Source organism: Streptomyces sp. NBC_00370, from assembly GCF_036084755.1.
Classification (GTDB): domain Bacteria; phylum Actinomycetota; class Actinomycetes; order Streptomycetales; family Streptomycetaceae; genus Streptomyces.
Map to the genome: position 1 here is coordinate 7818463 of NZ_CP107968.1, position 14180 is coordinate 7832642.

The following is a 14180-nucleotide window of genomic DNA, read 5'->3' on the forward strand; positions in this document are numbered from 1 at the left end:
ATGAGCACGTCCCCCAACAAGTACGTCGAGGCGCTGCGGTCGTCCCTGAAGGAGAACGAGCGGCTCCGTCAGCAGAATCAGCAGCTGGTGGCGGCCGCGGAGGAGCCCGTCGCCGTCGTCGGCATCGGCTGCCGCTACCCCGGCGGGGTGACCTCCCCCGAGGCCCTGTGGGAGCTGGTCGCCGAGGGCCGCGACGTCATGGGCGGCTTCCCCGCCGACCGTGGCTGGGACCTCGACCGCCTCGCGGGGGAGGGACCCGGCCGCAGCCTCGCCCAACAGGGCGGATTCCTCTACGACATGGCGGAGTTCGACCCCGGGTTCTTCGGGATCTCCCCGCGCGAGGCCGTCGCCATGGACCCGCAGCAGCGACTGCTGCTCCAGGTGTGCTGGGAGGCGCTGGAGCGGGCCGGAATCGACCCGGCCTCGCTGCGCGGCAGCCAGGCCGGTGTGTTCGTCGGCACGGCCGGGCAGGACTACGGCTCGGTCATCAGGGCGTCCGGCGACGACATGGAGCAGTACGCCACGACCGGACACGCGGCCAGCGTCATCTCCGGCCGGCTCTCCTACACCCTCGGCGCCGAAGGGCCCGCGGTCACCGTCGACACGGCCTGCTCCTCCTCGCTGGTGGCCCTGCACTGGGCGGCGCAGTCCCTGCGCAACGGCGAGTGCACGATGGCCCTGGCCGGCGGCGCGTCCGTGATGGCCACGCCAGGCCCCTTCGTCTCGTTCACCGCGCAGAACGGCATGGCGGCCGACGGCCGGTGCAAGTCGTTCTCCGACGCCGCCGACGGCACCGGCTGGGGCGAGGGCGCCGCCGTCCTCGTACTGGAACGGCTCTCCGACGCGCGGCGCGCCGGACACCCCGTCCTCGCCCTGCTGCGGGGCAGCGCCATCAACCAGGACGGCGCGTCCAACGGCCTGTCCGCCCCGCACGGCCCCTCGCAGCGGCGCGTCATCCGCGCGGCGCTGGACAACGCCCGGCTGACCCCCGGCGACGTGGACATCGTCGAGGCACACGGTACGGGTACGACGCTGGGCGACCCGATCGAGGCGCAGGCCCTGCTCGCCACCTACGGCCAGGACCGCGAACACCCGCTGCGCCTGGGCTCGGTCAAGTCGAACATCGGACACACCCAGGCCGCCTCGGGCGCGGCAGGCGTCATCAAGATGATCATGGCGATGCGGCACGGTCTGATGCCGCGCAGCCTGCACGCCACCGAACCGTCCGGCGACGTCGACTGGACCACCGGGGCCGTCGAACTGCTCACCGAGCCCGCCGACTGGCCGGAGACCGGACGGGCCAGGCGCGCCGCCGTCTCCTCCTTCGGCGTCAGCGGCACCAACGCCCATGTCATCCTCGAACAGGCCCCGCCCGCGCCGGTACCCGACACGGAGGACACCGACGACGCCGTGGCACCGGGCGTCGTCCCCTGGGCCCTCGCCGGCCGGTCAGCGGCCGCCCTGGACGCCCAGCGCGACCGACTGCTCGCCCACATCGGCCGGAACCCCGGCATCCGCCCTGCCGACGTCGGCTTCTCCCTCGCCGCGGGACGCTCGGTCTTCGAACACCGCGCCGTCCTGCTCGCCGGGGACACCGGCCCCACCGAGATCGCCCGGGGCGTCGCCGACGACGGGCCGCTCGCCGTCCTCTTCTCGGGCCAGGGCTCCCAGCGGCTCGGCATGGGCCGTGAACTCCACGCCCGCTTCCCGGTGTTCGCCGAGGCGTTCGACGCCGTCGCCGACCAGTTGGACGCGCACGCCGACCGTCCGCTGCGGGACATCGTCTGGGGCACCGACGCCGCCGAACTCGGCGAGACCCGGTGGACCCAGCCGGCGCTCTTCGCGATCGAGGTGGCGCTGTTCCGCCTCGTCACGTCGCTCGGCGTCACCCCCGACTTCGTCGGCGGCCACTCCATCGGCGAGATCACGGCCGCCCACGTCGCCGGAGTCCTCTCCCTGGCGGACGCCTGCCGTCTCGTCACGGCCCGCGCCTCGCTCATGCAGGCCCTGCCGCGCGACGGCGCCATGGTCGCCCTGCGCGCGACCGAGGACGAGGTCGTCCCCCTGCTCACCGACCGGGTGTCCCTCGCCGCCGTCAACGGACCGCGGTCGGTGGTGATCGCGGGCGACGAGAACGCCGTACTGGAGATCGCCGCCCACTTCGAGGCACTGGAGCGCAAGACCAGCAGGCTGCGCGTCTCGCACGCCTTCCACTCGCCGCTGATGGACCCGATGCTGGACGAGTTCCGCGCCGTCGCACGGAGCCTGACCTTCGCCGAGCCGGCCCTGCCGGTCGTGTCCAACCTGACAGGGCGCATCGCCACCGTCGACGAGCTGTGCTCCGCCGACTACTGGGTACGGCACGTACGGGAAGCCGTACGGTTCGCCGACGGCGTGCGCACCCTCACCGGGCGCGGTGTCACCACCCTGCTCGAACTCGGCCCCGACGGCGTGCTCTCCGCCATGGCCCAGGACTCGCTGCCGGACGGCGCGAAGATCGTGCCGCTGCTGCGCAAGGACCGCCCCGAGGAACTGGCCGCCGTCACCGGCCTCGCCCAGGCGCACGTCCGGGGCGCCACCGTACGGTGGGCCGCCCTCTACGCCGGATCCGGCGCCCGGCAGGTCGACCTGCCGACCTACCCCTTCCAGAACCAGCGCTACTGGCCCGCCGCCTCCCTCGACGCCGCAGGCGACATACGCGCGGCGGGACTCGGCTCCGCCGGGCACCCCCTGCTCGGCGCGGCTGTCGAACTCGCCGACGGCGAAGGCGCCCTGTTCACCAGCCGGCTGTCGGTCCAGTCCCACCCCTGGCTCGCCGACCACGGCGTACGCGGCCGGGCCCTGCTGCCCGGCACGGCCTTCGTGGAGCTGGCCATCCGCGCCGGCGACGAGGTCGACTGCGACCGCGTCGAGGAACTGACCCTCGCCGCGCCCCTGGCCTTCCCCGAGCACGGCGCCGTACAGCTCCAGGTCCGGGTCGGCGCGGCCGACCCGGCGGGCCGCCGCCCGCTCGGCATCTACTCACGCGCCGAAGGCGTCGTCGACCTGCCCTGGTCGCAGCACGCCACCGGTGTACTGGCCCCCGGCACGCCCGACGCCGGCACCACCGACTCCGGCTTCGACGCCACCGTCTGGCCGCCGCCCGGCGCCGAACCCGTCGACCTCGACGGCTGCTACGACCGGCTCGCCGGACTCGGCTTCGACTACGGCCCCGTCTTCCAGGGGCTGCGCGCCGCCTGGCGGCGCGGTGACGAGGTGTACGCCGACGTCACCCTGCCCGAGGGCGCCGACTCCGAAGCCGCCGCCTTCGGCCTGCACCCCGCGCTGCTCGACGCCGCCCAGCACGCCGCCGCCTACGCCGACCTCGGCGCCATCAGCAGCGGCGGCCTGCCCTTCGCCTGGGAAGGCGTGTCACTGACCGCGTCCGGCGCCGCCTCGGTACGCGCCCGGCTGACCCCCACCGGCGACGACACCGTCTCCATCGCCGTGTACGACACGGCCGGCGGGCCCGTACTCTCCGTCGACTCGCTGGTCTCCCGCGCGATGCCCGCCGAGCGGCTGCACGACACCGGCGCCGTCCACCGCGACTCGCTGTTCCGCGTCGAGTGGACCAAGACCAAGGGCGCCGCCCCCACCGGACCCGTCCCGGTGGCCGTGGTGGGCGCCGACACCCTCGGTGTGGCCGAGGCCCTGCACAGCGCGGGAGCACCCGTCACGCACCACCCCGACCTCGCGTCACTCGCCGCCGCCGAAGGGCCCGTCCCCGGCGTGGTCATGATCGCCGCGGCCGGCGACCCCGACCCGGACGGCCCCGGCGACGGTGTCGTGGCCGCCACGCACACACTCGGTGCCCGCGTCCTCGGCCACGTACAGCAGTGGCTCGGCGACGACCGGTTCGCCGACGCCCGGCTGGTGTTCGTCACCCGAGGCGCCACGGACGGCGCCGACCTCGCCGCCGCGTCGGTGCACGGACTCGTCCGTACGGCACGCACCGAGAACCCGGGACGCCTCGGCCTCCTGGACCTGGACCCCGGCACGGACTCCCTCTCCCTGGAGGCCGTGCCGGCCCTGCTCACCGCCGCCGCCCTGACCGACGAACCGGACCTCGCGATACGGGACGGCGCACTGCTCGCCGCCCGCCTCACGCGCGTCCCCGTCCCCGACGAGCCGGCCGGCTGGGACGCCGAGGGCACGGTCCTCGTCACCGGCGGTACGGGAGGCCTGGGCGGCGTACTGGCCCGGCACCTCGTCGCCGAACGCGGCGTACGGCACCTGCTGCTCGTCAGCCGCAGCGGCCCCGCCGCCGCAGGCGCCGCCGAACTGGCCGCCGAGCTGGCGGCGCGCGGCGCCCAAGTGACCGTCGCCCCCTGCGACGTGACCGACCGGACCGCCCTCGCGGAACTGCTGGACACCGTCCCCGCCGAGCACCCCCTGACCGCCGTCGTGCACGCGGCGGGCGTCGTCGACGACGGTGTGATCGGCTCCCTCACCCCGGACCGGCTCGACCACGTCCTGCGGCCGAAGGCCGACGCCGCCTGGCACCTGCACGAGCTGACCCGCGATCTCGGCCTCGCCGCCTTCGTCGTCTTCTCCTCCGTCGCCGCCACCCTCGGCAGCGCGGGACAGGCCAACTACGCGGCGGGCAACGCCTTCCTGGACGCGCTCGCCACCCGCCGTCGCAACGAGGGACTGCCAGGACTCTCCCTCGCCTGGGGCCCGTGGACCAGCAGCGTCGGCATGACCGCCACGCTCACCGACATCGACGTGGAACGCATCGCACGCTCCGGCATGCCGCCACTCTCCGTCGAACAGGGCGTCGCGCTGTTCGACGCCGCCCTCGCCACCGGCGCCGCCACCGTCGCACCCGTACGCCTCGACCTGCCGGTCCTGCGCGCCCAGGGCGACATCCCCGCACTGCTGCGCGGCCTCATCAGGGCCCCGGCCCGGCGCGCCGCCGCCCAGGTCTCCGAAACGGCCGGCGGCCTCGCCCAGCGGCTCGCCGGACTCGACGCCGCCGAGCGCCGCGAGATCCTGCTCGACCTCGTACGCGGACAGGTCGCCCACGTCCTGGGACACACCGACGCCGCAGACGTCGAAGCGGCCCGCCAGTTCCAGGATCTCGGCTTCGACTCCCTGACCGCCGTCGAACTGCGCAACGGCCTCAACACCGTCACCGGCCTGCGGCTGCCCGCGACGATGGTCTTCGACTATCCGACGCCGAGCGCCCTCACCGACCATCTGCGCGACGAACTCCTCGGCAGCGAGGCCCAGGCACCCGCCGTACCGGTCCGCGCACTGCCCCCCGTCGCCGACGACCCCGTCGTCATCGTCGGCATGGCCTGCCGCTACCCCGGCGGGGTGACCTCACCGGAAGACCTCTGGCGGTTGGTCACCGAGGGCGGCGACGCCATCTCAAGATTCCCCGTCAACCGCGGCTGGGACGTCGAAGGGCTCTACGACCCGGACCCCGACCGGCCAGGGAAGACCCACGTACGCCACGGCGGATTCCTGCACACCGCAGGCGAGTTCGACCCGGACTTCTTCGGGATGAGCCCCCGCGAAGCGATGGCGACGGACTCACAGCAGCGACTGCTGCTCGAACTGTCCTGGGAAGCCTTCGAGCGCGCTGGGATCGACCCGGTGTCGCTGCGCGACAGCCAGACCGGCGTCTTCACCGGCGTCATGTACAACGACTACGGCCCGCTGCTCACCGGCGAGGAGTACGAGGCGTTCCGCGGCAACGGCAGCGCACCGAGCGTCGCCTCCGGCCGGGTCTCCTACACCCTCGGCCTGGAAGGCCCCGCCGTCACCGTCGACACCGCGTGCTCCTCCTCTCTGGTCGGCATGCACCTCGCCGCCCAGGCGCTGCGCAGCGGTGAGTGCTCGCTGGCCCTGGCCGGCGGCGTGACCGTGATGTCGACCCCGAGCACCTTCGTCGAATTCTCCCGCGCACGCGGACTGGCCCCCGACGGCCGGTCCAAGGCGTTCTCCGAGTCGGCCGACGGTGTCGCCTGGTCCGAGGGCGTCGGCATGCTGGTGCTGGAGCGGCAGTCGGACGCCGTACGCAACGGTCACGAGATCCTGGCCGTGCTGCGGGGCAGCGCGATCAACCAGGACGGCGCTTCGAACGGCCTGACGGCCCCCAACGGTCCGTCGCAGCAGCGGGTGATCCGCCAGGCCCTCGCGAGCGGCGGCCTCTCGGCGGACGACGTCGACGTGGTGGAGGCGCACGGTACGGGTACGACGCTGGGCGACCCGATCGAGGCGCAGGCGCTGCTTGCCACGTACGGGCGTGACCGCGACCCGGAGCGGCCCTTGCTGCTCGGGTCCGTGAAGTCCAACATCGGCCACACGCAGGCCGCCGCAGGTGTGGCGGGCGTCATCAAGATGGTGCTGGCCATGCGGCACGGAGTGCTGCCGCAGACGTTGCACGTGACCGAGCCGTCGACCCATGTCGACTGGTCGGCCGGCGCTGTGGAGCTGCTGACGGAGTCGGCCGAATGGCCCGAGTCCGGTCATGTGCGGCGTGCGGGTGTGTCGTCGTTCGGCATCAGCGGTACGAACGCGCACGTGATCCTGGAGCAGCCGGCCCCGGTGATCCGGGGAACGGTCGAGGCTCCTGTGGCCGAGCCGGGTGTGGTGCCGTGGGTGCTGTCCGGCCGGACGCCGGAGGCGCTGGCCGAGCAGGCGGCGCGGCTGCTGTCCGTCGTCGAGTCGCAGGCCGGGCGGCGTCCGGTGGATGTCGGGTTCTCCCTGGCCACGGGCCGGTCGCTGTTCGACCACCGTGCGGTGGTGCTGGCGGCCGATCCCGCGGACACGGTCCGCGCGCTGACCGCACTGGCGGCGGGCGGAGCGGACACCTCGGCGGTGTCCGGTTCGCTGACCGGAGGCAAGACGGCGTTCCTGTTCTCGGGTCAGGGTTCGCAGCGGCTGGGGATGGGCCGGGAGCTGTACGGCCGGTTCCCGGTGTTCGCCGATGCGCTGGACGCCGTACTGGCCGAGCTGGACGGTGAGTTGGGCCGTTCGCTGCGGGATGTCATCTGGGGTGACGATCCCGAGCTGCTGAATGAGACCGGGTTTACCCAGCCGGCGTTGTTCGCGATCGAAGTCGCGTTGTTCCGGCTGGTCGCGTCGTGGGGTGTGGCGCCGGATTTTGTGGCCGGTCATTCGATCGGTGAGATCGCGGCTGCTCATGTGGCGGGGGTGTTCTCACTGGCGGATGCCTGCCGTTTGGTGGTGGCGCGTGCTTCGTTGATGCAGGCGCTGCCTGCCGGTGGTGCGATGGTCGCGGTGCAGGCGACGGAGGACGAGGTGCTGCCGCTGCTGACCGACGCTGTGTCGATCGCGGCCGTCAACGGGCCTTCGGCCGTGGTGATTTCGGGTGTCGAGGATGCTGTCCTCGCGGTCGCTTCCCGGCTCCGGGAGCAGGGTCGTAAGACGAGCCGGCTGCGGGTGTCGCACGCGTTCCACTCGCCGCTGATGCAACCGATGCTGGACGAGTTCCGCGCGGTGGCGGACACCTTGACCTTCGAGGCACCGCGTATCCCCGTGGTGTCGAATCTGACCGGCGAGCTGGCTGCGGCCGATGAGCTGTGCTCCGCCGGGTACTGGGTGCGGCACGTTCGCGAGGCGGTCCGATTCGCCGATGGCGTACGGACGTTGGGCGAGCGCGGCGTGACCACGCTCCTGGAGCTGGGGCCCGACGGCGTGCTCTCCGCCATGGCGCAGGAGTCGGTCTCGGACGACGCCGTGACCGTACCCCTGCTCCGCAAGGACCGGCCCGAGGAACCGGCCGCCGTCACGGCGCTGGCGCGGCTCCATGTACGCGGCGTGCCGGCCGACTGGGCCGCCGTGTTCGCGGGGACGGGCGCGGTGCGGGTCGACGTGCCGACGTACGCCTTCCAGCACCAGTGGTTCTGGCCGGCGGGGCAGCGGTCCGGCGCTGGCGACGTACGCGCGGCGGGACTGGGCCCGGCCGAACACCCGCTGCTCGGCGCCGCCGTCGAACTGGCCGAGGGCGAAGGTGTCTTGTTCACCGGACGGCTCTCCGTCCAGTCACATCCGTGGCTCGCGGACCACGCGGTGCTCGGCCGCGTCCTGCTGCCCGGGACGGCGCTGTTGGAGCTGGCGTTCCGTGCCGGTGACGAGGTCGGCTGCGACCGGGTCGAGGAGCTGACGCTCGCCGCGCCGCTCACCCTGCCGGAAAGCGGTGCGGTACGGGTCCAGGTGCGGGTCGGGGTCGCTGACGACACCGGTCGGCGCTCCCTCGCCGTGCACTCCCTGACCGAGGGCGCCGACGAGCGCTCGTGGACCCAGCACGCGACGGGCGTACTGACGGTGGCCGGCGGGCCGCCGGCCGACGGGTTCGACGCCACGGTGTGGCCGCCGACCGGTGCCGAGAGCCTGGACGTCGAAGGATGCTACGAGCGGTTCGCGGAACTCGGGTTCGGTTACGGTCCGGTGTTCCAGGGGCTGCGGGCCGCCTGGCGCCGTGGCGGTGAGATCTACGCCGAGGTGCGTCTCCCGGAGGAGGCGCAAGGCGACGCCGCCGCGTTCGGGCTGCACCCCGCGCTCCTCGACTCCGCCCTGCACGCCTCGCTCCTCGCCGGTGACGGCGAGGAGGGCAGTGGAGGACTCCCGTTCTCGTGGGAAGGTGTCTCGCTCTACGCCACGGGCGCTTCCGCCCTGCGGGTCCGGATCGCCCCGGCCGACGGTCGGGACGCGGTCTCGATCGCCGTCGCCGACACGACGGGCGAGCCGGTCGCCTCGGTCGACTCGCTGCTCGTACGAGCCGTGTCGAGCGAGCAGTTGAGCGAGAGCGCAGCGCAGGCCCGCGACGCCCTGTTCGGACTGGACTGGGTTCCCGTACCGGCAGGTTCGGCGGTCCCCGCGTCCGTCGCCCTGGTGGGGCCCGATCCGCTCGGGCTCGGCGCAGAGCTGGCCGAGTCCGGCGCCGTTGTCGAGACGTTCACCGATCTGGCGGCGCTTGCGGCGGGGGAGTCCCCGGTCCCCGGCACCGTACTGGTCGCTGTGACCAGTACGGACCTGGCGGACGGAACCGGGGTCGCCGAGTCGGCACACACGCTGACCGCCGGCGTACTGGCCCTGGCACAGCAGTGGTTGGCCGACGACCGGTTCGCCGGGTCCCGGCTGGTATTCGTGACGCGGGGAGCCGTGGCGGCCGGCGACGAGAGTGTCTCCGATGTCGCCGCCGCTTCGGTGTGGGGTCTGGTGCGCTCCGCGCAGACCGAGAACCCCGGCTGCTTCGGCCTGGTCGACATCGACTCCGCGGCCGATGCCGCCGTTGACGCCGGCGCGCTGCTCGCGACGTCACTCGGCACCGACGAACCGCAGGTGGTGATCCGCGACGGCGGAATACTGGCGGCCCGGCTCGCGCGACTCGACTCCGGTACGGGGCTTGTGCCGCCGGCCGGGGTGCCGTGGCGGCTGGACAGTCTGACGAAGGGCAGCCTGGACGGGCTGACCCTGGCGCCGTTCCCCGAGGTCCTGGAGCCGCTGACCGGCAGCGACGTACGGATCGACGTACGCGCGGCGGGCGTGAACTTCCGCGACGTGCTCAAGGCGCTGGACATGTACCCCGGCGACGCGGGCCGGATGGGGCGCGAGGTCTCGGGTGTGGTGACCGGCACCGGGCCCGACGTGACCGGCCTGCGGGCCGGCGACCGGGTCACGGGTCTGGTGTCCGGCGGTTTCGGCTCGCAGGTGGTCGGCGACGCACGGCTCCTCACCCGGATGCCCGAAGGGTGGTCGTGGGAGACGGCGGCTTCCATGCCGCTGGTGTTCCTGACGGCGTACTACGCGCTCGTGGACCTCGGCGGGCTTCAGCGCGGTGAGAAGGTGCTGATCCACGCGGGCGCCGGCGGTGTCGGGATGGCGGCGATCCAGGTGGCGAACCATCTGGGCGCCGAGGTGTTCGCTACGGCGAGCGAGGGCAAGTGGGACGTCCTGCGGTCGTTGGGCGTCGCTGACGACCACATCGCCTCGTCGCGTACGACGGACTTCGAGTCGGCGTTCGCCGAGGTGACGGAAGGGCAGGGCGTCGATGTCGTACTGAACTCGCTGGCAGGCGAGTTCGTGGACGCGTCGCTGCGGCTGACCGCGCCCGGCGGCCGGTTCCTGGAGATGGGCAAGACCGACATCCGCGACGAGGCGGACCTGCCGGAGGGCCTGGACTACCGGTCCTTCGACCTCGGCTGGGTGGAGCCCGAGGGTATCCGGCGCATGCTCGACGCGGTGATGGAGCTGTTCGACCGCGGTGTGCTGGAGTCGCTGCCGGTCCGCACCTGGGATGTGCGGCAGGCCCAGGACGCGTTCCGGTTCATGAGCATGGCCAAGCATGTCGGCAAGATCGTGCTGAGCATGCCGCGCGTGTGGGACACCGAGGGCACGGTACTGATCACCGGTGGCACAGGCGGTCTGGGCGGTGTGCTGGCCCGCCACCTGGTCGCCGAACGCGGCGTACGTCGCCTGCTGTTGACGAGCCGACGCGGCCTCGCTGCCGACGGCGCGCCCGAGTTGGCCGCCGAACTGGAGGCGCTGGGCGCCGAGGTCGCCGTCGAGGCGTGCGACGTGGCGGACCGGGAAGCGCTGGCCGGGCTGTTGGCCTCGGTGCCTTCCGGCCATCCGCTGACCGCCGTGGTGCATACGGCGGGTGTGCTGGACGACGGCATCATCGGTTCGCTGACTCCCGAGCGGCTGGACCATGTCCTGCGGCCGAAGGTCGACGCGGCCTGGCACCTGCACGAGCTGACCCGCGATCTCGGCCTCGACCTCGCCGAGTTCGTCGTCTTCTCCTCCGTCTCCGGACTGATCGGCGGCGCGGGACAGGGCAACTACGCGGCGGGCAACACCTTCTTGGACGCGCTCGCCGCGCACCGGCGGACCGAAGGCCTGCCGGGTGTCTCCCTCGCGTGGGGCGCCTGGAACCAGGGCGCCGGAATGACGAGCGGTCTCGGAGAGGCCGATCTCCGCCGGGCCGCCGAGGCAGGCATGCCCCTGCTCTCGGTCGAGCAGGGCGTGGCCCTGTTCGACGCCGCGCTGGCCACCGGCCGGGCGGCGGTGGCGCCGGTGCGACTGGACGTGGCCACACTGCGCACGCGCGGCGCCGTCCCGCCACTGCTGCGTGGCCTGGTCCGAACGGGCTCCCGCCGCACCGTCGTCGCCGGAGCCGGCCCGGGATCGAGCACGGACGCCGGTCTGGCGGAGCGGCTGAGCCGGTTGGGCCGCCAGGAGCGCGACGAGACGCTGGTGGACCTGGTACGCGGCCAGGCGGCCATGGTGCTCGGGCACGCGAGCGGCGACGGAGTCGACCCGACCCGGGCATTCCGCGACCTGGGCTTCGACTCGCTGACCGCCGTGGAGCTGCGGAACCGGCTCAACACCGCGACCGGGCTGCGGCTGCCCGCCACGATGGTCTTCGACTACCCGACGGTCGGCGCGCTGGCCGACCATCTGCACGAAGCGCTGCTCGGCCCGGACGCCGCAGCCGACGCGGCGCCCGAACTCTCGCCCGCGCTGCTCGACGATGACCCGATCGTTGTGGTCGGGATGAGCTGCCGCTTCCCCGGCGGCATCGGCTCGCCGGAGGACCTGTGGCGGCTGGTCACCGAAGGCGCCGACGTCGTCTCGGACTTCCCGGTCAACCGCGGCTGGGACGTGGACGCGCTGTTCGACCCCGACCCGGACCACCTGGGCACGTCGTACACCCGCTCGGGCGGATTCCTGCACGACGCCGGTGAGTTCGACCCGGACTTCTTCGGGATGAGCCCGCGCGAGGCGATGGCGACCGACTCGCAGCAGCGACTGCTGCTGGAAACGTCCTGGGAGGCCGTCGAACGGGCCGGGATCGATCCGGTGTCGCTGCGCGACAGCCAGACCGGTGTGTTCGCCGGTGTCATGTACGGCGGCTACAACACCGCACTCGACGGCAAGGAGTTCGAGGGCTTCCAGGGCCAGGGCAGCGCGCTGAGCGTGGCCTCGGGCCGCGTCTCGTACACCTTCGGGTTCGAGGGCCCCGCCGTCACGGTGGACACCGCGTGCTCGTCCTCGCTGGTCGCGATGCACCTGGCGGCGCAGGCGCTGCGCGGCGGCGAATGCTCGCTTGCGCTGGCCGGCGGTGTCACGGTCATGTCCATCCCCGACACCTTCGTGGAGTTCTCGCGGCAGCGGGGCCTCGCCCCCGACGGCCGGTCCAAGCCGTTCTCCGAGTCGGCGGACGGCGTCGGCTGGTCCGAGGGCATAGGGATGCTCCTGCTGGAGCGCCAGTCGGACGCCGTACGCAACGGGCATGACATCCTGGCCGTGCTGCGGGGCAGCGCGGTCAACCAGGACGGTGCGTCGAACGGTCTGACGGCGCCCAACGGCCCGTCGCAGCAACGGGTGATCCGCCGGGCGCTCGCCAGCGGCGGACTCTCGCCCGCCGACGTGGACGCGGTGGAGGCGCACGGTACGGGTACGACGCTGGGCGACCCGATCGAGGCGCAGGCACTGCTCGCGACGTACGGCAGGGACCGTGCACAGCCGCTCCTGCTGGGCTCGGTGAAGTCGAACCTCGGCCACACCCAGGCGGCGGCGGGAGCGGCCGGTGTGATCAAGATGATCATGGCCATGCGGCACGGCGTACTGCCGCGCACGCTGCATGTGACCGAGCCGTCGTCCCACGTCGACTGGACGTCGGGCGCGGTGGAGTTGCTGACCGAGCAGACGGCCTGGCCGGAGGCCGGTCGGGTGCGGCGTGCGGGTGTGTCGTCGTTCGGCATCAGCGGGACGAACGCGCACGTGATCCTGGAGCAGCCGGCCCCGGTGATCCGGGGGACGGTCGAACCTTCCCCGGCCGAACCTTCCCCGCTCGAACCTTCGGTGGCGCAGCCGGGTGTGGTGCCGTGGGTGCTGTCCGGCAAGACACCGGAGGCACTGCGCGGCCAGGCGGCGCGGCTGCTCTCGTACATCGAGGCGCGCCCCGATCTGCGGCCGCTGGACATCGGATTCTCCCTGGCCACCGGCCGGTCGAGGTTCGAGCACCGGGCGGTGGTGCTGACCGGGGACTCCGTCGACACGGCTCAGGTGCTGGCCGCGGTCGCGGTCGGCGAGCCGGATGCCTCGGCCGTGTCCGGTTCGGTGACCGGAGGCAAGACGGCGTTCCTGTTCTCGGGTCAGGGTTCGCAGCGGTTGGGGATGGGCCGGGAGCTGTACGGCCGGTTCCCGGTGTTCGCCGACGCGCTGGATGCCGTACTGGCGGAGCTTGAAGGTGAGTTGGGCCGTTCGCTGCGGGATGTCATCTGGGGTGACGATCCGGAGCTGCTGAATGAGACGTGCTTCACCCAGCCGGCGTTGTTCGCGGTCGAGGTGGCGTTGTTCCGGCTCGTCGAGTCGTGGGGTGTGACCCCGGACCTTGTGGCAGGGCATTCGATCGGTGAGATCGCGGCTGCTCATGTGGCCGGGGTGTTCTCGCTGGCGGACGCCGCGCGTCTGGTGGTGGCGCGTGCTTCCTTGATGCAGGCGCTTCCGTCCGGTGGCGCGATGGTGGCGGTCCAGGCGACGGAGGACGAGGTTGTCCCGCTCCTGACCGACGGTGTGTCCGTCGCTGCGATCAACGGACCTTCGTCCGTGGTGATTTCGGGCGATGAGGATACGGCTCTCGCGGTCGCCGCGCAGCTGGCCGAGCAGGGCCGTAAGACGAGTCGGCTGCGGGTCTCCCACGCGTTCCACTCGCCACTGATGCAGCCGATGCTGGACGACTTCCGCGCCGTCGCGGCGACCCTGTCTTATGCCGAGCCTTCGGTACCGATGGTGTCCAACCTGACTGGTCAGCTCGCGAGCGCCGATGAGCTGTGCTCCGCCGAGTACTGGGTGCGGCACGTCCGCGAGGCCGTTCGCTTCGCCGACGGGGTACGGACCCTCGCCGACCAGGGCGTCGGCGTGTTCCTGGAGCTGGGCCCTGACGGAGTGCTCTCCGCCATGGCGCAGGAATCGGTGTCCGGCGATGCGGTCACCGTGCCGGTGCTGCGCAAGAACCGCCCCGAGGAGGTCTCGGCAGTCACGGCGCTGGGCCAACTGCACGCGCACGGCGCGCTCGTGGACTGGCCGGCGTTCTTCGCCGGGACCGGGGCGTCCCGGGTGGATCTGCCGACGTACGCCTTCCAGCACCGGCCGTTCTGGCC

At 72.8% G+C, this 14180-nt stretch carries 1 protein-coding gene (running past one end of the window); it reads left to right on the forward strand.

The genetic code is table 11. From position 1 onward, the window contains the following. Window positions 1–14180: the 5' end (the start) of an SDR family NAD(P)-dependent oxidoreductase gene (locus tag OHS57_RS34380; protein WP_328584469.1), read on the forward strand. The gene runs 18583 nt beyond the window's last position; the window shows 14180 of its 32763 coding nt (coding positions 1–14180); it begins with the start codon at window positions 1–3; its stop codon lies off the right edge, out of view.